The following is a 21,435-nucleotide window of genomic DNA, read 5'->3' as shown; positions in this document are numbered from 1 at the left end:
AACCTCTGTTCGACTATTCGAACACACTAGCGCATGCGGTCTCCCCCGTCACGCGAACCCGGATGACGATGAGACGGCGGAGCCGGGCCGAATCTCGCTCGCCATGATCGTTGAAGGGCCTGTATACCTTCCGGGTGCCGAACGACGCCGCCCCGTCCTTCTCCGTGCCCCCGTTCGCCGTCCCCGTCCCCGTCACCGCCGTCGCCGTCTCGCCGGACGGGCGGTACGGCGCGAGCGGCGACCGATCCGGCGAGGTCGGCATCTGGGACCTGCGCCACGGGAACCTGATCGCCTCGGTTCGGGGCCCTCACCATGGCCGCGTCACCGGTGCGGCGTTCACCACCGACACGGTGCGCCCGGGACTGCTCACCCAGGGACCCGATCCGATCCTGTGGACGATCGCCGCGGAGGCCATGGAATGGCGCCATCTGCCCTACGACGGCGGCCGCCTCTTCGACCACGACGAGCGGGCCTCGCTCCTGGCGCAACTGGGCGCGGGCGGCTGGATCGGCCTGTTCGGCCCGCTCGGCGGAATGATCCGGACCCGCGAGGTCGAGGCGACGGCGCTGACCGCGGCCGGCCTGATCATCACCGGTGACGCCGGCGGCGAGGTGGGCTGCTGGCGGCAGGCGTCCGCCACCCGGCACGCCGACGCCGAACTGCTGTGGGCCTCGCGCGATCCGGACGGGCCGGTCCGGCAAGGGCTGATGCGAGGTTGCGACGGGGGGCGGCTCGTGGTGTGCCCGCGGCGCGGGGACATGGTGGTGCGGGACGCGGCGACCGGCGCGCGGATCGCCGCGCTCGTCCCGCCCGCGCGGCCGACGGCGATCGCGGCGGACCCCGGCCGGCCGCTGGTGGTCCTCGGCGGCCGGGACGGCGCGCTGACCTGGTGGGACGCGAGCACGGGGCACTGCCTGGGTCTCGTCCGGGACGCCCACTCCGCCCGCGTGTCCGCCCTGGCGCTCGCCCCGGACGCCGGCCTGGCGATGTCCGTCTCGCACGACGGGACGGCCGCGCTGTGGCGGGTGCACGACCGCCGCCCCGTCGCCCGCTTCACCCCGGCGGACGCCTCCGAACTGACCGTCGCGGCCGGCTCCCGGGACGGGACCCGGTGGCTGGTGGGCGGGCGGGCCGGCCAGGTGCACCTCCTCCGGTGGTCGGAGCACGAGGGGCTGACGCGGCACTGGGGCGGCCGGCCCGCCGGAGCCGCGAACCCCCTCGACATCGACACGCTCGTAGACGACCTCCGCCACCACTGGGACCATCTTCCGGCGGTGGACGCGGCGCTACGTGTGCTCGCCGGGGTCGAGATTCCGGACGACGACCGCACCGGCCTGGTGGACGCGCTGGCCGACCTGGTCATCTCCGGCACCGTCCAGGAGATGCGGGAACGGGCGGTGATCGAGCTGGAGCGGCTCGAACGGGACAGGGCCACCACCGCCGTCTACCAGATGTTCGACCGCCACCCCGGCGAACCGGGATCGGGCGCACGCCTGCTCGCGCACTTCACCGGCGAGACCGCCCCGACGATCGACGACCTCATCGCGAGCCTTCCCGGCATCGGCAACTTCCTGGGCGCGCTGACGCAGCGTGCCCTGGCGGAACACGGCGCCGCCGCCGTCCCCGCACTGCACGGCGCGCTCCGCGCCTTTCCCGTCCCGGCCAAGGAAACGGACTGGTGGACGAACGAGTCGGTCAAGGGACGGCTGATGACGGCGCTGGCCGGGATCGGACCGGACGCCGCGCCCGCGACACCGACGCTTCTGGAACATCTGGAGGACGGCGAGGCGTACCGCGACACTCGCCATGCCGCGGAGGTCGCTCTCACGGCGATCGGACTGCCCGAGACGGCGGACGTGATGGCGCGGGAGATCCTCCGGCGTCTCCAGACCGCCCCGCCCGCCGACGACGACGAGGACGAGGACGAGGACGACGCGGGCCTCGGGATCAGCCGGATGCTCGACTCGCTCGCGGGCCTGCCGGGTCCGGCGCTGGCGGCGTCCGGCGAGGTCGCGCCCATGATCGCGGCGATCCGGGCGCGGCTCCGGGCACCCGCGCCGGGTGAGTTCGCCCCGTACGAGCTGCGGCTGGTCGAGCTGATCGAGGAGAAGATCGAGGAGCCGGGCGCGGGGGACGTCCGCTAGCCGCCGCGGGCCGGAGCCGTTCCGGACCCGGGCCTTTCACGGCCCTGGTCCGGGAGCGGGGTCAGGCGAGCGGTTCGTCGGCCTCGGTCTGGTGCGGGACCTTCTCGGCGGGGATGGTGCCCATGCGTCCGGCCTGGTAGTCCTCGAACGCCTGGACGATCTCCTCGCGGGTGTTCATGACGAACGGGCCGTAGCGCGCGATCGGCTCCCGGATCGGGAGGCCGCCGAGGATGAGGATCTCCCATCCGCCGGCGCTGGCCACCGGCTGGCTGTCGGCGGCCCGGACGACGAGCCCGTCACCGTCGCCCTTGTGGTGGGAGCCGGCGAAGACGGCGAGCTGCCCTTCGTCCAGCGCGGCCTCTTCGGTGCCGGCCGTCCCGCGGCCGGAGAGGACGTACACCAGCGCGTTGAAGTCGCGCGGCCAGGGCAGCGTGAGCCTGGCTCCGGGCGCGACTGTCGCGTGCAGGTAGTTGATCGGCGTGTAGGTGGCGCCCGGTCCGTCGTATCCGGCGACGGAGCCCGCGATGACGCGGACGAGGGACGACCCGTCGGCGGCGGACAGCAGCTTGACGTCGCGGGCCTCGATGTCCTGGTAGCGCGGCGGGACCCACTTCTGGGCGCGCGGCAGGTTGACCCACAGCTGGATGCCGTGGAACAGGCCGCCCTTGGTGACGAGCTCGGGCGGCGGCTGCTCGATGTGCTGGATCCCGGACGCGGCCGTCATCCACTGGGTGGCGCCGTCGGCGATGAGGCCACCGCCGCCGGTCGTGTCCTGGTGCTGGAACGCCCCGTCGATGATGTAGGTGACGGTCTCGAACCCCCGGTGCGGATGCCACGGGGTGCCCTTCGCCTCGCCGGGCGCGTACTCGACGGCGCCCATGTGGTCGAGGAGGAGGAACGGGTCGGCCAGCGACAGGTCGATGCCCGGGAACGGGCGCCTGACCTGGAAGCCCTCGCCCTCCAGGTGGCGCTTCGCGGTCACGACCTTGGCGACGCGGCGCCAGTCGGTGCCGTCCTCCGGCAGCAGCGGCAGGCGGGGCAGGGTCAGCGGGTCGGCCATCACGGCAGGCATTGGGTTCTCCCCTCGTCCGGGTGCCCGTCCGGGCCGGGCGGTGCACTGCCACCGGTAACGTAGTTGATGGTTCAACTATTTCCGCGGACGGATTCCGCACCGTCCTGCTACCGTGAAGATAGCGTGCATTAGTTGAAACTTCAACATGTGTCTATACTTCCGGTATGAGCGAACCTCGCTGGCTCGATGCCACCCAGCAGCGTGATTGGCGGGCATACGTGGACGGCAGCGTCCGGCTCACCGAGATCATGGACCGGGACCTCAAGACCAAGCACGGCCTCTCGGTGTCGGAGTACGAGATCCTCGTCCGGCTGTCCGAGGCCCCCGGCCGGCGGCTGCGCATGGCGGAACTCGCCGAGAACGCCAGCCAGTCCCGCAGCCGGCTGTCGCACACCTGCTCCCGCCTGGAGACCAAGGGCCTGGTCAAGCGGGACAGCTGCGCCAACGACAAACGCGGCGTCTTCGCGCAGCTGACCGACGACGGCTTCGCCGCGCTGGAACGCGCCGCCCGCGACCACGTCGAGACCGTCCGGACGTTCTTCATCGACGTGATCGAACCGCAGGACCTTGAGGCGATCGGACGCGCCTTCGGCATCGTCCTCAAACGCCTCGGCCCGACGTAGCCGGCGTCCCGTCCTACAGCGGGACGGTCACCCCGGTCAGGAAGCCGACGGACACCAGGGTCAGGAAACCCCAGGCGAGCATCATGCCGATGCCGAATGTCCGCCACCGTCCGCCGACCTTCCAGACGAGCAGGCCGCCGAGCCCGAACGCCAGCATCAGCAGCGTGATGAACTGCGGCAGCAGGCTCGGGCGGCGGCTCATCATCAGTGGCGCGTACATCATCACGGCGTCGACGAACACGAACATCGCGAAGCCCGCCGAGAGCGCCTTGATGTCTTTGCCGAGAAATGCCCGCGCGCGCTCTGCGAGGACCTCCGCCTTGTCCGTCTGCAGCTTCGGCTGGGCGTGCGCCGCCTGCTCGACCTCCACGCTGTGCGCCACCCCGAAGATCTCGTCTTCGAGGCTTGGGAGGTCCCTCTCCTGAGGTTCCGCCATCCCGGCTCCCTGGGGCCAGAGGCCACCGGGCGACCTGCCCGGCGGATGGATGAGGATCACGGCCCGTCCGTCCCGGCCCCTATCCGGCGGGCGCGCCTTCAAACGGCACGGTAGCGAATCACCGGCCCGGCACGAGCAGCCCGCGTCCTGCGTATGCTGCAAAGATGCCAGGTAGAGGGGCTCATCGAACCGCGACCTTCCTCGCCATGCTGGTGGCCGTGCCCATCGTGGCGGCCGGATGTGGCCGCGGCTCCGACGACACCGGCGAGTCGCCGCCGCCGGCGACACCGCCGACTGCGCCGAGCGCATCGCCCACTCCCAGCAAGCCCTCGGCGACACCGACGAAGCAGGGGTTCGAGTCCGACATCAAGAAGGTGACCGCCGGGGACCTGAAGCATTCCTGGCGGAGCGGCTGCCCCGTCGCGCCGTCCGGGCTCCGGATGATCGAGATGACCTACTGGGGGATGGACGACAAGCCGCACACCGGCGGGCGGCTCGTCGTCAACGCGAGGGCGGCGGGCGACCTCGTCAAGGTGTTCAGGAAGCTGTACGCGATGCGCTACCCGATCGAGCGCATGGAGCCGGTCGACAAGTACAAGGGCAGCGACTTCGACTCCATCGAGGCGAACAACACCTCGGCGTTCAACTGCCGCAACGCCACCGGGTCGAGCTCGTTCTCCCAGCACGCGTTCGGCTTCGCGGTCGACATCAACCCGTGCCAGAACCCGTACGTCTACGCGGACGGGCACGTGGCCCACAAGAGCTGCGCGAAGTACCGGAACCGCAAGAACGACGACCCCGGCGTGATCCACGCCGACGACAAGGTCGTCAAGGCGTTCGCCTCGATCGGCTGGGGCTGGGGCGGCACGTGGAGCGGTGCCCGTGACTATCAGCACTTCTCCGCGTCGGGCCGCTGAGCGTCACATCATCATCGCGAGCGCGACCACCAGGATCGCGACGACGGCCACCACGGCGACGATGCCGACGATCATGCCGACGTTCGGCCCGGACTTCTCCGGCCGCGCCTGGTTGGCGAAGTTCTGGAACTGGTGCGTCGTGCCTGCCGGGTCCTGCGGTGTCTGCGGTGTCTGCGACATGCCGAAGAGGGTAACGGATGCCTTCTGCCCGAGTCGGACGCTTAACCGGGGGTTCCAGGGGGTCGTCCCCCTGGGCGGCATGGCGAAGGAGTGACGGGCCGCGCTTTCCGCGGTCACACCTCTGGCAACTCCGGAGCGGAGAGTGTGGGATTCGAACCCACGAGGACTGTCCCCAGCCCTGGGCGCTTTCAAGGCGCCTGCACTAGTCCACTATGCGAACTCTCCAGGTGACCTGCCGAAGTGGCGGCCATCGCCAACGATAGCGGTCGCGCCCCACTGCCCTCGACCGCATATCGCGTCTTCACCCCAGCGCGACGTCGGCGTGCGCGTGATCGCACGCGCAGGGCCCCTTGTCGTCGGTGAACCTCATGGTCCCCGACCCTCGCAGCACGTCCCGTCCGCCCTTCTTGGATGCGGTGACTCGCACGGGCTGTTCCGCCAGCGAATGAGCGTCCCTCTCGTTGAGCGTGATCTGCAGTGTGCCGGAGCCGTTCAGGGAGCACGACAACGTCCCGCAAGAAGGCGGCGCAGTCGTGGCATCGCTCGGCGGGACGCGCAAGTCGGTGCAGGGCTGGTCGCCGACGCAGACCCGCATGTGCCGGCCGTCCCCGATGAGCCGGTCGACGCCCGTGACCGAGACGGTCGCCGGAGACGGGCACGGTGCACAGAGGATCTGCCCGCTGGAGGAGGACGAGCAGCCGGCGCACAGCGCCAGCAACACCGCGGCCGGTGCCATCCGAGATCTTCCGATCATGGCTGCTGGGACGCGACCGGCCCGCGGGTGGTTCCTAGGGGACGCGGTAGCCGGGGATGGACGGCCAGCGGACGGTCATGACGACCGACTCCTCCTCGGCCTCCCACGAGTGGTCGACCCCGCGTCCCCACACGACGTAGTCGCCCTGCTCGCTGAGGACGACGTCCCGGCCGGGGAACTCCATGCGGAAACGGCCGCTGATGAGCACCAGGAGGGCGGTGCGCTTCTCCCCGCTCGTCCACTCGGCGCGGCGCTCGCCCTTCGGGTGCACGCCCCACTTGATCTCGACCTCGTCGCTCTGCCGCAGGTCGCCGTCCGGTTTGAAGTGGCCGAGCAGCCATCCGCGATCGCCGGCGGCATCGGGCCCGGCCTTTCCCACGTACACACCGTCGTCGTCGGTCACAGGTCGCAACGCTAGCGGCAGATCAGGACTGGGGACGCTGGAAGGCGAAGCCGTCGCCGACCACGGCGGCGAGATTCAGGTACGCCTCGCGGGTCCCGGGGGCGAGTTGCTCCAGCTCGACTTCGGCGCCCTCTTCCAGGTGGTCGTCGTAGGGGATGCGGACGACGGCGCGGCAGCGGCTCTCGAAGTGGGACTGGAGTTTGTCCAGGTCGACCTGGCTGCGGGTGCGGTTGCGGACCATCGACAGGACCACGACGCCGTTGCGGACGAGGTGGCCGTGGTCGTGCGCCTCCAGCCAGTCGAGGGTCGCGCTCGCGGAACGGGCACCGTCCACCGACGGGGAGCTGACCAGGACGAGCTGGTCGGCCAGGCTGAGCACGCCCGCCATCGCCGAGTGCAGAAGGCCGGTGCCGCAGTCGGTGATGCAGACCGAGTAGTACTGCTCCAACACGACGGCGACGGCGGCGTAGTCGTCGGCGCTGAACGCTTCGCTGACCGCCGGGTCGCGGTCGGACGCGAGGATCTCCAGGCGCGCCTCGTTCTGCGAGGTGAACGCGCGGACGTCGGCGTACCGATGGATCTGCTCGCGGTTGTTGAGCAGGTCCCGGACGGTCGCGGCGGTCTCCAGCCGGACCTTGTCCGACAGCGTCCCCCGGTCGGGGTTCGCGTCCACCGCGATGACCCGGTCGCCGCGCAGCGAACCGAGCATCGCGCCGAGGCCGGTGGTCGTGGTCGTCTTGCCGACGCCGCCCTTCAGCGACATCACGGCCACGCGGTGATGCCCGCCCGACACGATGGTCCGCGCCCGCGCGATCAGGTCCTTGCGGCGCACGTCGGTCTGCGACTCACCCGGATGGATGTTCCCGGCGGTCGCCTTGTAGACAGCCCGCCGCCACCCGGAGGACGGCGCGATACGTCGCTCGCCGAGGAGGTTCTCGGAGCTGAGGTTGTCGGTGCTCTGCGGCTGCTGATGCTGATGCGGTGGTTGCTGCGGCCGGCCCGGATGGTCGGGCCGCATCATCTGATTGAGCGCCTGCGGGTACTGCCCCGAGTCCTGCGGCGGACCGGCCGGGTACCCGTACCCAGGCTGCTGGTAGGGCTGCCCGGTGTTCGGATCGACGGGCGGATGGGGCTGCCCGCCCGCGTTCGGGTCGGCCGCGTAGGGCAGGCCGGTGTTCGGGTCGAACGGCGGGTACGGCTGCCCACCCATGTTCGGATCCTGCGCGAACGGCTGACCCGTACCTGGATCCGCTGGCGGGAACTGCTGGCCGCCGATGTTCGGGTCGGCCGCGAACGGCTGGCCGGTGTTCGGGTCCATCGGCGGGAACTGCTGACCACCCGCACTCGGATCCGGCGCCAACGGCTGGCCCGTGTTCGGGTCCACAGGCGGATACGGCTGACCGCCCGCATTCGGGTCATGCCCGAACGGCTGACCTGTGGACGGGCCCATCGGCGGGAACTGCTGGCCACCCGCATTCGGGTCCGGCGCGAACGGCTGGCCCGCGTTCGGGTCGGCCGCGTAGGGCAGGCCGGTGTTCGGGTCGAACGGCGGGTACGGCTGCCCACCCATGTTCGGATCCTGCGCATACGACTGGCCGGTGTTCGGGTCGAGCGGCGGGAACTGCTGGCCGCCCGCGCTCGGGTCCGGCGCGAACGGCCGGCCGGTATTCGGGTCAACGGGCGGGTACTGCTGGCCGCCCGCGCTCGGGTCCGGCGCGAACGGCTGGCCCGTGTTCGGGTCAACGGGCGGGAACTGCTGACCGCCCGCATTCGGGTCGTGCGCGAACGGCTGGCCGGTATTCGGGTCGAACGGCGGGAACTGCTGGCCGCCCATGTTCGGGTCCGGCGTGAACGGCTGACCTGTGTTCGGATCGACGGGCGGGAGCTGCTGGCCGCCGCCGCTCGGGTCCGGGGGGAGGGGGCGGCCCGTGTTCGGGTCGACCGGGACGTAGGGCTGGCCCGAGGCGTCGGTGTCCTGCGGGTAGGGCAGGCCCGTGGCGGGGTCGATCGGCTGGTACGACTGGCCGAGCGCGTTCTCCTGGCTGAACTGGTCGCCGGGGTAGGGCGGCAGCTGGTCGAAGGGAGGGGTCGCGTTGCCGTTGGCGTCGTACGGCGACGACTGCGGCGGCTGCGGCTGTTCGAAACCCTGGTAGCCGCCCGTGCCCGCGTACGGCGGCGGGAGCATTCCGCCGTCGAACGACTGCGGCATGGGGCCGCCGTCGTAGGGCGAGGGCGAGGGCTGCGGCGGCTGCGAAGGCTGCGGCGGGGTGACGGCCTCCGGGTTGCCCTGGAAGGCGGTGGGTGCGGCGAACCAGGAGTCGTCGTCCGGGTCGTCCGGCGTGTTCTGCCCGGCCGGCGGCTCGGCCGCGGGCGGCGCGTTCTCCTGCTCGGCGGGCTCCTGCTCCGGGGCCTGTTCCCCTTCGGGGGCGGGGGACGGCCCTGACGTGTCGCCGCTCATCGCGTCCAGAGAGGCCAGCCGCTCCTCCAGGGAGCGCCCGTCGTGCTCGTTCCTCGCCACCGTACTTCCCCCTCGGGCACGCCTCTGATGATCACCACGGTGCAGGCGGGCAAAATGGCCCCCAGGCAGGATACCGGTGTGCCAATACCACGCATCCCAAGCGTAGATCGGCCTTGCCCGAGCCCGAGGCGCGTTGCCCGGGGCCGGTAGCGTGATCGGTATGCATGCGATCGTGATCCGTGAGCCGGGAGGCGCCGACGTCCTGGAGTGGGCGCGAGTCCCGGATCCGGCGCCGAAGCCCGGTGAGGTGCTGATAGAGGTCGCGGCGAGCGCCGTGAACCGCGCCGACGTCATGCAGCGGATGGGCTTCTACGATCCGCCGCCGGGCGCTCCCCCGTACCCGGGCCTGGAGGTGTCCGGGCGGATCGCGGAGGTCGGCGCGGACGTGACCGGCCTGAACGCCGGGGACGAGGTGTGCGCGCTGCTCAGCGGCGGAGGCTACGCCGAACGCGTCGCGGCCCCCGCGGGACAGGTGCTCCCGGTGCCGCGCGGGGTGGACGTCGTGGAGGCGGCCGGGCTCCCCGAGGTCGCGTGCACGGTGTGGTCGAACGTCTTCGCGCTCGGCGGCCTGCGCGAGGGCGAGACGCTGCTCGTGCACGGCGGCGGCAGCGGCATCGGGACGTTCGCCATCCAGCTGGCCAAGGCGCGCGGCGCTCGGGTGGTGACGACGGTGGGCAGCGCGGAGAAGGCCGAGAGGTGCCGGGAGCTCGGCGCGGACGTCGCCGTGAACTACCGCGAGGACGACTTCGCCGAGAGCGGCCCCTACGACGTGATCCTCGACCTGATCGGCGCCAAGTACCTGAAGCGGAACGTGGACGCGCTCGCCGTCGGCGGCCGGCTGATGGTGATCGGGCTCCAGGGCGGCGCGAAGGCGGAGCTGGACATCGGCGCGCTGCTGCGCAAGCGGGCGCTGGTGCACGCGACGACGCTGCGGGCCCGTCCGCCGGAGGAGAAGGCGGAGATCGTGGCCGGCGTCCGGGAGCACGTGTGGCCGCTGCTGGAGTCGGGCGAGGTCCGGCCGGTCATCGACCGGCGGATCCCCATGCCGGAGGCGGCGCGCGCGCACGAGGTGCTCGAAGAAAGCGGTCACGTCGGCAAGATCCTGCTGACCGTGTGAGTATGGGGGAATTATGAGCGAGCCTTCGAAGAACCAGTCTGAACAGGAACCTCAGGTGCTCGTGCTCGGCCCGAACGGCATCGCCGTCGAGGGCGGCGGTGAGGGCGAGTCCGAGGGCAAGTCGGTGACCGACATGGTCGAGCAGCCGGCGAAGGTCATGCGGATCGGCGGGATGATCCGGCAGCTGCTGGAGGAGGTCAAGGCCGCCCCGCTGGACGAGGCGAGCCGGGCCCGGCTGCGGGAGATCCACAAGTCGTCCATCAAGGAGCTCGAGGACGGCCTCGCGCCCGAGCTCGTCGAGGAGCTGGAACGGCTGTCGCTGCCCTTTACCGAGGGCGTCGTGCCGAGCGAGTCGGAGCTGCGGATCGCGCAGGCGCAGCTCGTCGGATGGCTGGAGGGCCTGTTCCACGGCATCCAGACGACGCTGTTCGCCCAGCAGATGGCGGCCCGCGCGCAGCTTGAGCAGATGCGCCGCGCCCTGCCCGCCGGGATGATGCCGGAGGAAGAGCAGCCCGGACACCGCTCGTCCGGCCCCTACCTGTAAAGACGCGACACGGCCGCATCCCGCAGCAGGGGGTGCGGCCGTCGCTATGGGTAAAGGCGTTCCAGGACCTCGGCCACGCCGTCGTCGTCGTTGCGGGACGTCTTGTGCGTCACGGCGGCCAGCACCAGCGGGTGGGCGTTCGCGACCCCGTACGAGGTGCCGGCCCAGGTCAGCATCGGCAGGTCGTTGGGCATGTCGCCGAAGGCGGTGACGTCGTCGGACGCGATGCCCTTCCCGGTGCACAGGGCGGCGAGGGCGCTGGCCTTCGTGACGCCGAGCGCGCTCATCTCCAGCAGCCCCCGCCCGGACGAGTGGGTCACGGTCACGAGGTCGCCGACGGCCTGGACCGCCTTCTCCGACAGCGTGTCGGGATCGGCGTCCGGGTGGAAGGCGAGCAGCTTGGCGCCGCCGCGGGCGACCAGTTCCGCCTCGTCGACGGGACGGCCGCCGAGCGCCGTCGCGTCCCAGCGGCCGAGGTGGTAGCTGGCCTCGAACACGAACTCGGTCGGGTACTCCACCGCGAACCGCAGCTCCGGCGCGATGCCGCGCAGCCGCCCGATCGTCTCCACGAGCACGTCCGGCGGGATCTCGTTGACCTGCAGGACGGTCTCGGTGTGCAGGTCGTAGAGCACGGCGCCGTTGGCGCAGATCGCGACGCCGCGGTGGTCGGCGGCCGCGGCGATGTCCGTCATCCAGCGCGGCGGCCGCCCGGTGACCATGACGAGCATCGCCCCGGCCCGCTCGACCCGGGCGAGGGCGGCGACGGTCCGGGCGGAGATCGTCCCGTCGGAGCGTACGATCGTCCCGTCGAGGTCAGTGGCGATCACGCGCGGCGAAGACTTGGACATGTCACCTTCCTGGGCAGATGGGACACACCCTAGGACAGGCGTGTGACACGTCGTCCGCCGACCAGGCCCCTCGGCCCCTGGAAGCGAAAGGGCCCGCCCTGGGCAGGACGGGCCCCGTGCAGCGAATCCTCAGCGTTTGACGGGCTCCAGGACCTCCTGCCCCAGGAACTTCTGCAGCGCCTCCGGGACGCGTACCGAACCGTCGGCCTGCTGGTGGTTCTCCAGGATCGCGACCATCCAGCGGGTCGTCGCCAGCGTCCCGTTCAGCGTCGCTACCGGCTGGTTCCTGCCGTCCGCGTCGCGGTGCCGCACCGCCAGGCGGCGCGCCTGGAACTCGGTGCAGTTCGACGTCGAAGTGACCTCGCGGTAGGTGTTCTGCGTCGGCACCCACGCCTCGCAGTCGTACTTGCGGGCCGCGCTGGAGCCGAGGTCGCCCGCCGCCACGTCGATCACCCGGTACGGGATCTCGACCTTGGCGAGCATCTCCTTCTCCCACTCCAGCAGCCGCAGGTGCTCGGCGTGCGAGTCGGCCGGGTCGCAGTAGGAGAACATCTCCACCTTGTCGAACTGGTGGACGCGGATGATGCCGCGGGTGTCCTTGCCGTAGGAGCCGGCCTCGCGGCGGAAGCACGACGACCACGCCACGTACCGCCGCGGCAGCTCGTCGATGATCTCGTTCATGTGGTACGCCGCGAGCGGCACCTCCGACGTGCCCACCAGGTACAGCTCGTCCTGCGGAAGCTGGTACACCTCGGCGGCGTGGGCGCCGAGGAACCCGGTGCCCTCCATCGCCTCCGGCTTCACCAGCACGGGCGGGTACATCGGGACGAACCCGCTCGCGACGGCCTGCTCCATGGCGAGGTTCAGCAGCGCGTACTGGAGCCGCGCGCCGACGCCCGTCAGGTAGTAGAACCGGGCGCCCGACACCTTCGCGCCGCGCTCCATGTCGATGGCGCCGAGGCGCTCGCCAAGCTCCAGGTGGTCCTTCGGCTCGAAGTCGAACGCGGTCGGCTCGCCGACGTGCTCCAGGACGACGAAGTCCTGCTCACCGCCGGGCGGGGCGCCCTCCTCGATCAGGTTCGGGACGCCCTTCAGCACCGCGTCGAGTTCCTCGCCGAGGCGGTCCGCCTCCGCCTCGCGCTCCTTCACCTGCTGCGCCAGCTCCTTGGCGCGGACGAGCAGCGCGTCGCGCTCCTCGCCCTTCGCCTTGGACACGGACTTGCCGAAACTCTTCTGCTCCGCCCTCAGCTGCTCGAACGAGGTCAGCGCCGAGCGGCGCCTCCCGTCCAGGTCCAGCAGCCTGTCGACGACGGCGTCATCCTCACCGCGGGCGCGCTGCGAGGCGCGCAGCCGCTCGGGATCCTCTCGAAGAGCTCGCAGGTCAATCACAGACCCGAGGCTACCGGCCCGGCCCGGCCTACGCGCGCGGATATCGCCGGTGTCAGCGGACACCGCTCGCCAGCAGCGCGTGCGCGGGCAGCGCGACCTTGCCGCCCCGCACCGCGTACCCGGAGATGATCCGGTCGTACTCGGTCTTGATGCGGGCGACGGTCGGAGCGTCCTGCCGTCCGACGATGACGCCGTTCGTGCCGACCCTGGACAGCGCGCCCGTCTCCCACCACTCCTCGGGGTCGACGACGTGCTCCCAGGTCACCTCCTCGACCGCCACCTCGGTGAACCCGGCCTCCACGACCAGCCGCCGGAACTCCACCTGCTCGCCGTACTCCATGAACGGCGTCGCGGGAATGTCGTCCGGCCAGGGCACCCCGGCCGCCTCGATCGCCTCCCGGACGATCGCGAGCGCCCCGCGGCCCGGCATCACCCAGCAGGTCAGCGCCAGCCGCGCGCCGGGCCGCAGCACCCGCCGAAGGGAGCCGAGCGCCACGTCCGGCTCGCCCACGTGGTTGATGACGAAGTTGCCGGCGACCGCGTCGAACGTCCCGTCCTCGAACGGCAGGCCAGGCAGGACGGCGACCCGCACGTCCAGCCCGGGGACGTTGCGGCGCGCCGTCTCCGCCATGCCCGGTTCGGCGTCGACGGCCGACACCCGCGCGCCCCGCCGGACCGCCTCCAGCGAGACGACCCCGGGCCCCGTGCCGACGTCGAGGAACCGCGTCCCGTCCGTCACCCCGGCCGCGTCCAGCAGCGGCTCGACCATGTACCGGGTGACATGGGCGAACCCCCGCTCGTAGGCGGACGCCCGCCCTGTCCACAACTCCCGCTCGTAAAGATCGAAGTCCATCACCACGATCGCAGCCTACGTCAGCGCACGTCCACGTAGTCGCCCGGCGACTCGGCCCTCAGGTAGCCGGAGGTCTCCTTGTAGACGGCCATCCAGGTGCCGTCCACGGACGCTTTGAAGGTCTTCTCGAACCAGCCGTTGCTGTCGGTCTTGGTGGCGGCGACCTGCGAGTACGTCGTCGTTCCGGCGCGCTTGAAGTAGACGTGGACGGGCGCGTTCGGGCCCGGGCCCGACACGCTGCGGAAGCGGTAGAGCCGCCCCTTGACCGTGATGGTCGCGCCCTTCTTCACGGGCTCCGACGAGGCGTTGAAGTTGGACCACTGCGTCCGGTACTTGACGTCGACGTGGTCGGTCTGGCTGACGGCCGGCGCGTTCAGCTCGCTGCCCGGGTACCGGACGCGCCAGTACGCGTCCTTCGTGACCGGCTTGTCGCCGGTGAAGTAGACGATCCCCGGCCGCGCAAGGGTCCGGGTCTCCCAGACCTTCCAGGTCTTGGCGTCCGTGGAGTACTCCAGGTACACCGGCAGGTTCGCGACGTTGGTGAAGTCGGGCCGGACGTCCAGCCGCCCCTCCGCGATGATCGGATCGCCGTACGCGAGCGGTTCGGGGTGGGCGTTGAAGCCGGTGATCTCGGTGATGTTGCGGATGTTCAGCGATCCCAGGCCGACCTGGCTGCCAGTGAGGAAGCCGGTGTCCTGGACGTGCGCCGTCACGGTGCCCGACTTCCCGGCGTCGCGCGCGGCCGTGAAGAAGGCGTGGAAGGTGCCGTCCGCCGAGGTCTGGACGGACGTGCTGCCTCCGGTGTCTTTGAGATCGGCCGGAACGTCGACCTGGACCTGGGCGCCGGCGACGGGGACGGGGCCGGTGGAGCCCTGCCGGACGACCCTGCCGTTCACGGCCACGATCGTGTACGGAGCCACGGTCGGTGCCGGCGTCATCTGGGCGGTGATCCGAGTGGCCTGCTTGTCCACGGTGAGGGAGGCGGCCTCGGTCGCGCCGCAGAACCGCCCCTGCCGGACGACCTCGGCGTGGGGGGACGAGAAGCCGCTGGTCTTCAGCGTGAAGGAGCCGTCCGCACTCGCCGTCGTCTCGGCGGCCGTCCCGAACCTGACCGCCGCGCCCGCCGCCGGTTCGAGCGGGGCCTCGCGGTACTTCTGGATCATCGCCCGGCCGGTCATCGTCACGTCGGAGTGCTCTATGTCGATGACGCCGGGCGAGTTCGAGAAGCCGGTGATGACCGTCGTGTAGCAGTCGGAGAACCCGCTGTTGCGCGTGTACGTGGCGCCGTCGGCCGTGGTGATCAGCACCTCGACGCGCGTCACTCCCGGGCGGACCTCGACGTCCGGGCGGAATTCGGCCTGCCACACGCCGTCGTTGTCCGTCCCGCTGGTCCGCGTTAACTCGACGGTGGCGTAGGGCTCCGCGTCGGCGGTCTGGTAGCGCATGTTCGCGCGGACATCGGTGACCCCGCTCGCGGACTTGGCGCCCAGCGTCAGCTTGGCGACGCGGTCCTTGGCGAGCGTGTCGAAGTCGACGGTGAGGCTGACGCCCGTCGCATCGGCGCCGGCGGTGCCGGGGACGAGGAAAAGGGACGCCGTGACGGCGGCGGTGGCGAGCAAGGCTGAAGATCGGCGCATTCGGGGACCTCTCCACCAATTACTGGCATGGAGATGACGCCCAAGATCCAATACCGGTTGACCGCCGGCGGTCACGCTTGGGTCACGGCGGTTCTCAGTTCGCGGCCTCCGCCCATGCCTGGTCGAGGACCTGCGCGAACGTCTCGGTGGGCTGGGCGCCCGAGACGCCGTAGCGGCGGTCGATGACGAAGAAGGGCACGCCCGTCGCTCCGATGTCCCGCGCCGCACGGTGCTCGGCGTCCACTTCCCCGGCGAACTTCCCGGACGTGAGCACGTCGCGCGCCTCCGCCGCGTCCAGGCCCGCCTCCGTTACGACCTCCACCAGGGAGTCGTGGTCGAACACCGAACGGCCGTCGGTGAAGTGGGCCTTGAAAAGGGCTTCCACGACCGCGTCCTGCACCCCGCGCTCGCCGGCGAGGTAGATCAGCCGATGCGCGTCGGCGGTGTTGCCCGCACGGCCGCCTTCCAGGTGGTACTCCAGGCCGACCGCGGCGGCGCGCTGCTCCATCTCCCGGTTCATCTCGACGGCGCGGTCACGCGACATCCCGTACTTCTCCGCGAGCATGTCGGCCACGTCCACGGTCTCGCCCCTAGGGAACGACGGGTCGAGCTGGAAGGCCCGGTGGACCACCTCGACCCGGTCGCGGTGTTCGAACCCGTCCAGCGCCTGCTCGAACTGCCGCTTCCCGAGGTAACACCATGGGCAGACGACATCGGTCCAGATCTCAACGCGCACGGGGACACCTCTCTCGGGACGGTCCATCGTGCAACAAGCCGTAGTGCCGTTTGATTTCCGTCAGCGGGCTCAGGCGTGGCCGGTGCGGATGGCGTTCACCCAGGCGGCGGCTTCGGTGAAGTCGTTGTCGTGGGTGCCGCGGCGGATCTCGGGGCGGACCTGGTCGGCACGGCTGTAGGAGCCGACGAAACGGACGTCGGAGCAGACCCTGCGCAGGCCCATCAGGGCCTCGCCGACGCGGGCGTCGGCGACGTGGCCCTCGAAGTCCATCCAGAAAAGGTAGGAGCCGAGACCGGCGCCGGTGGGGCGCGACTGGATCAGCGTGAGGTTGATGCCGCGGACGGAGAACTCGGTGAGGATCTCCAGCAGGGCGCCCGGGTGGTCCTCGCCGATGAACGCCACGACGGTCGTCTTGTCCATGCCGGTGGGCGGCGGCGGCGTGCAGGGGCGGTGCAGGACGACGAAGCGGGTGACGGCGTCGGCGACGTCGTGGATGTCCTCGGCGAGGATCGACAGGCCGTAGCGGGGCGCCGCGAACGAGCCGGCGAGGGCGGCGTCGTAGTGGCCGTCGGCGACGTGCTGGGCGGCCTCGGCGTTGGACGTCGCGGCGCGCCATTCGGCGTCCGGGACGTTCTCCAGGAGCCAGCGGCGGCACTGCGGCTGCGCGATCGGGTGGGACGCGACGGTCTTGATGTCGTCCAGCGTCGTGCCGGGACGGACGAGGAGGGCGAACGAGACCGGCAGGTGGATCTCGCCGACGATCTGGAGGGGTTCGCCGGTGGCCAGTTCGTCCAGCGTGGTCGGGACGGAGCCCTCGACGGAGTTCTCCAGGGCGACGACGGCGGTGTCGGCCTCTCCGCCGCGGAGCGCTTCGAGGACGGCCGGGACGGTCGCGCACGGGAGGTGCTCGGCGCTCGCGGCGCCGGGGAGGGTGAGCAGCGCGGCCTCGGTGAAGGTGCCCCGCGGACCCAGGTAGGCGTAGCGCGCTGGCCTGTCGTCTGCGGTCACGGGGTCCCCCGGGTGCGTCTGTTTCGGGTGTGCGGAAAACGCCTAGAGGCAAGGCGAGAAACCCGAGTTTACTTCCCGGCGGGTAAAGCCGGGGCTTCAGGACACCGGCGGCGCCCGGTCAGGCGCGGGCCGTGTGGGTGCGTTCGCCGTTGCCGAAGTCGGGGAGGGGGTCGTCCATCGAGATGACGGGGCCCTTGCCGAGCCGCGCCGCGCGCAGGACCTGGTTCTCCTCGGGGGAGAGCGTCTCGACGGCGTGCCCGCCGTGCACCGCCTTGGCGTAGGTGCGCGTCTCGGTCCGTCCGTTGATGGAGCTGACGACGACGCCGTCCCCCACCGCGTTGATCAGGGCGAGCGAGAAGGACCGGTGTCCCGACATCTCCTTGAGCGCGTCGTAGTGGACGATGGCGAGGTCGCGCAGCGCGCGCTCGTCCACCGAGCCGCTCGCGACCTGGAGTTGGCGCCTGAGCATTTCCCCGCACTCGTCGACGACCTGGTTCACCCGGTTGTGCGCGACAACTGCGATGGACAGCCCCGCGACCCCGGCGACCAAACCCGCGACGGCCACCGCGACAAGCATCACGGGTGGAGCGTACCCACCCCGACCTGCGGTTGCGAAGGATCTGCCGGGCGGTTGTCCGGATCGAGCCGTTTCACGAGCCAGGTTCCGAGGACCAGGATCGACAGGAGGGCGGCGATCCCGAACGAATCGCGGAGGACCTGGCCCGCGAAAACCGTGCCCAGGGAGTGGTTCGGGCCGATCAGGGACCGCGCCCACCAGGGCAACGGGAACAGGAACAACAGCCAGAGCCCGACCGCGAAAAGACATCTTCGCGTGTCCCGTCCATCACCGGCCAAAGCACCGACTACCGCGATCATCCACACAAGGTGGTGAATCCATCCCACTGGGGACAGGACGACGGACAGCAGCCCGACGATCGCGACCCCGGCGAGGAGGAGGCTGTAGGAGTCGGCGCCGGCCGCGGCGTCCGCGGCGAGGGTCGCGCGGCGCGCCCATGCGAACCCGGCGCATGCGACGACCACGGCGAGGGCGAGCCACACCAGCGTCCGGGCGGGCCCGTCGTCCAGCACGCGGGCGACGATCCCGTGGATCGCCTGGTTGGTGGTGCCGTCGACCGCGCCCGTACGGTCGCCGCCCTGCAGCAGCGCTCCGAACCAGTAGCCGGACGAGTCGGACGGCAGCAGCGCGAACCCGCCGAGCGTGGCCACGACGGCGGTGAGCAGCGCGTTGACCAGCGCGTCCCGCCGCCCGGTGATCAGGAAGTAGATGAGGAAGACGCCCGGCACCAGCTTGATCGCGAGGGCCAGGCCGACGAGCATGCCGCGCGGCCAGCGGGCCGTGCGGGCGCAGCAGTCGGCCAGGCACATGGCGAGCAGGAACAGCCCGACCTGCCCGAACCGGACCTGGTCGCGGACGGGGTCGAGCCAGGCCGTCGCCGCGACGAGGACGCCGGTGGTGAGCGGCGCCCAGCGTCCCGTCCGGCGGATGAGGTCGCGGAAGGCGTAGCAGACCACGATCACCAGCGAGACGTAGATCAGCCCCGTCCACACCCATTGGGCGGCGCGCCATGGCAGCAGCGTGAAGGGGACGGCGAGGACGGCGGCGATCGGCGGGTAGGTGAACGGCAGCAGCTGCGGCGGCTGGGTGAGGAAGTCGTACAGCGGGGCGCCGCGCAGGACCGCCAGCCCGCCTTCTCGGTAAACCTCAAGGTCGACGAGCCGCTGGTCGGGCTGATTTCCGAGCCACTGCCGGACGATCGGTGTGACGGCGGCCACGGCCACGGCGGTCCCGGCGAGCAGGATCAGGAGGTCGCGGAAGCCCCGCCGCGGGGCGGCGGGTGCGGCCCCGGCACGGGCTTCACCGACATCTTGCGCCATGAGACCGTCCACAGCCGCAGGATATGGCCCCTACCCGATGGTGGGGCTCTTGTAACCTGAACGCCATGACTCCCCGGGGAACGAAGATCACCATGTTCCTCGCGACCCTCGTCACGGTGCTGACCGCCGTCCTCGGGCCGTCCGCCGCCCATGCCGGGACCCCGGCCGGGTCCGCGCCCACCGGGCGCGTGGTGATCATCGGTGTTCCGGGGCTGATGTGGAGCGACATCACCCGGAAGGACACCCCCGCCCTGTGGGGGCTGACCTCGCAGGGCTCCGCCGCCGGCCTCAGCGTCCGCACGACGCGGGTCAACACTTGCCCGACCGACGGCTGGCTGACGCTGTCGGCGGGGCAGCGCTCCCGGCTGCCGCACGGCGACTGCGCGCTGCCGTCCGCGCCGATCCTGCCAGGGCAGGACTCCCCCACCGGCCCGCCGCCCACGGGCGGCGCCGTCGCCGCCGGCTGGCCGGCGATCAAGAGCGACAACGCGGGCACCAATTACCACGCGCAGATCGGGTTGCTGGGCGACGCCGTCCACGAGACGGGCGGCTGCACGATGGCGGTCGGGCCCGGCGCGGTGTTCGGCGTCGGCAACGGCGGCGGACGGGTCGACCGCTATGTCGAGTCCCCCGACAAGGTCACCGCGGCCGACTGGGCGCGCTGCCGGCTCGCCGCGGTCGACGTTGACGACCTGTTCCGCGGCTACATCGACGCGGGCGTCGACCCGCACGGCGACCAGGTCCCGCTGACGGAGGAGAAGCGCGCCGCCGCGGCGGCCGCCGCGGACCGCCGGGTCGGCCAGGTCGTCACCGGCCTCCCCGAGGGGACGACCGTCCTGGTCGCGGGGCTGTCCGACACCGGTGTGAACCCCCACCTGCGCGTCGCGGTCGCGAAGGGCGGCCCGTACGAGCCCGGCTACATGACGTCGAGCGCCACCCGGCAGGACGGCCTGGTCACGCTGACCGACCTCACGGCGACGACACTGAAGCTGCTCGGGCTGAAGCAGCCGAAGCAGGCCGTCGGATCGGTGTGGCGCGCGCAGCCGTCGACCGCCTCCGCGCACGACCGGGTCGACGCGCTCATGGACGAGGACGTCGCGGCCCAGGCGATCCGGAACGTCCAGACGTCGTTCTACTGGGTGCTGTTCGCGACGCAGCTCGTCCTGTACGGGGTCGCGGTGCTCGCGCTGCGGCGCCTCGGCGGCGACCGCCGCTCGCGGGCCCGGATACTGGGCGGAACCCGCGTGATCGCGCTGCTGGGCGGGGCGGCTCCGGGCGCGTCGTTCCTCGCCGGGCTGCTGCCGTGGTGGCGGGCCGAGCATCCGACGGCCGTCCTGATCTGCACCGTGCTCGGCTTCGGCGGGCTGCTGACGGGCGTGGCGCTCGCCGGGCCATGGCGCCGCTCCACGGTCGTCCCCGGCCTCGTGATCACCGGGGTGACCGCGCTCGTCCTCGCGGTGGACGTGATGACGGGCTCGTCCCTCCAGCTCAACACGCTGATGGGCTACACCGCCCTCGTCGCCGGGCGGTTCTACGGCTTCGGCAACCAGGCGTTCTCGCTGTTCGCCGTCGCCGCGATCCTGACGGCGGCGTGGCTGACGGAGTACCCGCTGCGCCGGGAGCGCAAGGCCGTCGCGGTCGGGATCGTCGCGGCGATCGGCGCGTTCACGGTCGCGGTGGACGGGCTCCCGGCGTTCGGCAGCGACTTCGGCGGGGTGCTGGCGATCGTCCCCGCGTTCGCGATGCTCGGGCTGATGGTCGCCGGGAAGCGCGTGTCGGCGCCGAAGCTCGGCGTGTTCTTCCTCGCGGGCGTCGTGCTCGTGCTGTTCATCTCGTACCTGAACGCGCAGTCCGCCAACCCGACGCACCTCGGCCGGTTCTGGCAGGACCTCATGGACGGGGACGCCTGGGGCGTCGTCACCCGCAAGTTCGACGCGATGCTGAACAGCCTCGGGTACTGGCCGTACACGCTCGCGCTGGCGGCCGCAGTCGTGTTCCTGTTCTTCGTCCTGGCGCGGCCGACGCGGTGGCGGGTGTCGCTGCTGCAGGGCGCCTACGAGCACAGCCTGACAATGCGCCCGGCGCTGATCTGCGCGCTCGCCGTCGGGGTCATCGGCACGCTGGTGAACGACTCGGGTGTGGTGATCCTGTCGGTGGCGTTCAGCCTGGCGACCCCGCTGATGCTCGCCGCGGGGCTCCGGTCGCTGGAGATCGATCTGAGGAACGCAGACACGCCGCCACCAGAGCCGTCAGAATCGCCAGGAGCGTCCACGGGATCACCGTCGGCCGAACGACGGTGAACAGCCACTCCAGGTCGTCCGGGAGCCGGATCCGGGCGGGTGCGCGGGCCGGTAGGTAGG

20 protein-coding genes and 1 tRNA gene are annotated in these 21,435 nt (G+C 71.3%); 6 read left to right on the top strand and 15 right to left on the bottom strand.

What is annotated here, in order from left to right; all coding sequences use genetic code 11:
- Positions 1-134 precede the first annotated feature (134 nt).
- A complete protein-coding gene (locus ACQPXG_RS00995; protein WP_433465675.1) occupies positions 135-2,144 on the top strand; it encodes a hypothetical protein in 2,010 nt (669 codons plus the stop codon).
- Between the two features lie 61 nt (positions 2,145-2,205).
- Here the strand turns inward: ACQPXG_RS00995 and ACQPXG_RS00990 are convergent, their stop codons facing one another.
- Positions 2,206-3,216, bottom strand: coding sequence for a pirin family protein (locus ACQPXG_RS00990; RefSeq protein ID WP_433465674.1), 1,011 nt, complete (start codon positions 3,214-3,216; stop codon positions 2,206-2,208).
- 164 nt (positions 3,217-3,380) lie between these two features.
- Here ACQPXG_RS00990 and ACQPXG_RS00985 point away from each other — a divergent pair, with 164 nt between their 5' ends.
- A complete protein-coding gene (locus ACQPXG_RS00985; protein WP_433465673.1) occupies positions 3,381-3,839 on the top strand; it encodes a MarR family winged helix-turn-helix transcriptional regulator in 459 nt (152 codons plus the stop codon).
- 13 nt (positions 3,840-3,852) lie between these two features.
- Here ACQPXG_RS00985 and ACQPXG_RS00980 read toward each other — a convergent pair whose 3' ends face one another.
- The gene (locus ACQPXG_RS00980; protein ID WP_433465672.1) at positions 3,853-4,275 is read right to left on the bottom strand and encodes a hypothetical protein; all 423 of its coding nucleotides are present in this window, start codon (positions 4,273-4,275) and stop codon (positions 3,853-3,855) included.
- Between the two features lie 164 nt (positions 4,276-4,439).
- Here ACQPXG_RS00980 and ACQPXG_RS00975 point away from each other — a divergent pair, with 164 nt between their 5' ends.
- On the top strand, positions 4,440-5,192 hold the full coding sequence (locus ACQPXG_RS00975) for a M15 family metallopeptidase (RefSeq protein ID WP_433465671.1): 753 nt from the start codon (positions 4,440-4,442) through the stop codon (positions 5,190-5,192).
- A gap of 3 nt (positions 5,193-5,195) precedes the next feature.
- Here ACQPXG_RS00975 and ACQPXG_RS00970 read toward each other — a convergent pair whose 3' ends face one another.
- From ACQPXG_RS00970 to ACQPXG_RS00950, 5 genes are all read right to left on the bottom strand, one after another.
- Positions 5,196-5,372, bottom strand: coding sequence for a hypothetical protein (locus tag ACQPXG_RS00970; protein ID WP_433465670.1), 177 nt, complete (start codon positions 5,370-5,372; stop codon positions 5,196-5,198).
- Between the two features lie 136 nt (positions 5,373-5,508).
- Positions 5,509-5,597: transfer RNA gene (locus ACQPXG_RS00965), tRNA-Ser, on the bottom strand.
- Between the two features lie 76 nt (positions 5,598-5,673).
- Positions 5,674-6,108 (bottom strand): hypothetical protein, encoded by a 435-nt coding sequence (locus ACQPXG_RS00960; protein ID WP_433465669.1) that lies wholly within the window; start codon positions 6,106-6,108, stop codon positions 5,674-5,676.
- Positions 6,109-6,160: 52 nt separating this feature from the next.
- Entirely contained in the window at positions 6,161-6,529 is a 369-nt protein-coding gene (locus tag ACQPXG_RS00955; protein WP_433465668.1) for a signal peptidase I, read from the bottom strand.
- 22 nt (positions 6,530-6,551) lie between these two features.
- Complete coding sequence (locus ACQPXG_RS00950; RefSeq protein WP_433465667.1) at positions 6,552-9,047, bottom strand: AAA family ATPase; 2,496 nt, start codon at positions 9,045-9,047, stop codon at positions 6,552-6,554.
- Between the two features lie 160 nt (positions 9,048-9,207).
- On the opposite strand from ACQPXG_RS00950, the gene ACQPXG_RS00945 reads away from it, so the two are divergent.
- Positions 9,208-10,164 carry an NAD(P)H-quinone oxidoreductase gene (locus tag ACQPXG_RS00945; RefSeq protein ID WP_433465666.1) on the top strand — a complete coding sequence of 319 codons (957 nt, stop codon included), beginning with the start codon at positions 9,208-9,210 and terminating at the stop codon, positions 10,162-10,164.
- Between the two features lie 13 nt (positions 10,165-10,177).
- Entirely contained in the window at positions 10,178-10,708 is a 531-nt protein-coding gene (locus ACQPXG_RS00940) for a bacterial proteasome activator family protein (RefSeq protein ID WP_433465665.1), read from the top strand.
- Between the two features lie 44 nt (positions 10,709-10,752).
- Here ACQPXG_RS00940 and ACQPXG_RS00935 read toward each other — a convergent pair whose 3' ends face one another.
- The 8 genes from ACQPXG_RS00935 to ACQPXG_RS00900 all read right to left on the bottom strand — a co-directional run bounded on the left by ACQPXG_RS00935 (position 10,753) and on the right by ACQPXG_RS00900 (position 19,075).
- Positions 10,753-11,556, bottom strand: coding sequence for a Cof-type HAD-IIB family hydrolase (locus ACQPXG_RS00935; protein ID WP_433465664.1), 804 nt, complete (start codon positions 11,554-11,556; stop codon positions 10,753-10,755).
- A 129-nt stretch (positions 11,557-11,685) separates the two neighbouring features.
- Positions 11,686-12,945: a serine--tRNA ligase gene (gene serS, locus ACQPXG_RS00930; protein ID WP_433465663.1), complete on the bottom strand. Its 1,260-nt coding sequence runs from the start codon at positions 12,943-12,945 to the stop codon at positions 11,686-11,688.
- Positions 12,946-12,997: 52 nt separating this feature from the next.
- The gene (locus tag ACQPXG_RS00925; RefSeq protein WP_433465662.1) at positions 12,998-13,798 is read right to left on the bottom strand and encodes a class I SAM-dependent methyltransferase; all 801 of its coding nucleotides are present in this window, start codon (positions 13,796-13,798) and stop codon (positions 12,998-13,000) included.
- 20 nt (positions 13,799-13,818) lie between these two features.
- Positions 13,819-15,435 carry a hypothetical protein gene (locus ACQPXG_RS00920; protein ID WP_433465661.1) on the bottom strand — a complete coding sequence of 539 codons (1,617 nt, stop codon included), beginning with the start codon at positions 15,433-15,435 and terminating at the stop codon, positions 13,819-13,821.
- A 94-nt stretch (positions 15,436-15,529) separates the two neighbouring features.
- The gene (locus ACQPXG_RS00915) at positions 15,530-16,171 is read right to left on the bottom strand and encodes a DsbA family oxidoreductase (RefSeq protein ID WP_433465660.1); all 642 of its coding nucleotides are present in this window, start codon (positions 16,169-16,171) and stop codon (positions 15,530-15,532) included.
- Positions 16,172-16,240: 69 nt separating this feature from the next.
- Complete coding sequence (gene pheA, locus ACQPXG_RS00910; protein WP_433465659.1) at positions 16,241-17,179, bottom strand: prephenate dehydratase; 939 nt, start codon at positions 17,177-17,179, stop codon at positions 16,241-16,243.
- Between the two features lie 118 nt (positions 17,180-17,297).
- Positions 17,298-17,756: a DUF4446 family protein gene (locus tag ACQPXG_RS00905; protein WP_433469879.1), complete on the bottom strand. Its 459-nt coding sequence runs from the start codon at positions 17,754-17,756 to the stop codon at positions 17,298-17,300.
- Entirely contained in the window at positions 17,756-19,075 is a 1,320-nt protein-coding gene (locus tag ACQPXG_RS00900; protein WP_433465658.1) for a glycosyltransferase 87 family protein, read from the bottom strand. The genes ACQPXG_RS00905 and ACQPXG_RS00900 overlap by 1 nt, the downstream gene beginning before the upstream one ends.
- Before the next feature lie 65 nt (positions 19,076-19,140).
- On the opposite strand from ACQPXG_RS00900, the gene ACQPXG_RS00895 reads away from it, so the two are divergent.
- On the top strand, positions 19,141-21,375 hold the full coding sequence (locus ACQPXG_RS00895; protein WP_433465657.1) for a hypothetical protein: 2,235 nt from the start codon (positions 19,141-19,143) through the stop codon (positions 21,373-21,375).
- Positions 21,376-21,435 lie beyond the last annotated feature (60 nt).

The sequence above is a fragment of the Spirillospora sp. CA-128828 genome (genome assembly GCF_050945415.1).
Classification (GTDB): domain Bacteria; phylum Actinomycetota; class Actinomycetes; order Streptosporangiales; family Streptosporangiaceae; genus Spirillospora.
Note: the sequence above shows the minus strand (reverse complement) of the source record. Positions and strands in the feature narration are given on the sequence as shown.

Coding starts and splice junctions, on each gene's coding strand:
- ACQPXG_RS00900 (WP_433465658.1), bottom strand. CDS start 19,075: ATGGCGCAAGATGTCGGTGAAGCCCGTGCCGGGGCCGCACCCGCCGCC.
- ACQPXG_RS00895 (WP_433465657.1), top strand. CDS start 19,141: ATGACTCCCCGGGGAACGAAGATCACCATGTTCCTCGCGACCCTCGTC.
- ACQPXG_RS00905 (WP_433469879.1), bottom strand. CDS start 17,756: ATGCTTGTCGCGGTGGCCGTCGCGGGTTTGGTCGCCGGGGTCGCGGGG.
- ACQPXG_RS00920 (WP_433465661.1), bottom strand. CDS start 15,435: ATGCGCCGATCTTCAGCCTTGCTCGCCACCGCCGCCGTCACGGCGTCC.
- ACQPXG_RS00970 (WP_433465670.1), bottom strand. CDS start 5,372: ATGTCGCAGACACCGCAGACACCGCAGGACCCGGCAGGCACGACGCAC.
- ACQPXG_RS00925 (WP_433465662.1), bottom strand. CDS start 13,798: ATGGACTTCGATCTTTACGAGCGGGAGTTGTGGACAGGGCGGGCGTCC.
- ACQPXG_RS00980 (WP_433465672.1), bottom strand. CDS start 4,275: ATGGCGGAACCTCAGGAGAGGGACCTCCCAAGCCTCGAAGACGAGATC.
- ACQPXG_RS00940 (WP_433465665.1), top strand. CDS start 10,178: ATGAGCGAGCCTTCGAAGAACCAGTCTGAACAGGAACCTCAGGTGCTC.
- ACQPXG_RS00945 (WP_433465666.1), top strand. CDS start 9,208: ATGCATGCGATCGTGATCCGTGAGCCGGGAGGCGCCGACGTCCTGGAG.
- ACQPXG_RS00985 (WP_433465673.1), top strand. CDS start 3,381: ATGAGCGAACCTCGCTGGCTCGATGCCACCCAGCAGCGTGATTGGCGG.
- ACQPXG_RS00990 (WP_433465674.1), bottom strand. CDS start 3,216: ATGCCTGCCGTGATGGCCGACCCGCTGACCCTGCCCCGCCTGCCGCTG.
- ACQPXG_RS00960 (WP_433465669.1), bottom strand. CDS start 6,108: ATGGCACCGGCCGCGGTGTTGCTGGCGCTGTGCGCCGGCTGCTCGTCC.
- ACQPXG_RS00975 (WP_433465671.1), top strand. CDS start 4,440: ATGCCAGGTAGAGGGGCTCATCGAACCGCGACCTTCCTCGCCATGCTG.
- ACQPXG_RS00935 (WP_433465664.1), bottom strand. CDS start 11,556: ATGTCCAAGTCTTCGCCGCGCGTGATCGCCACTGACCTCGACGGGACG.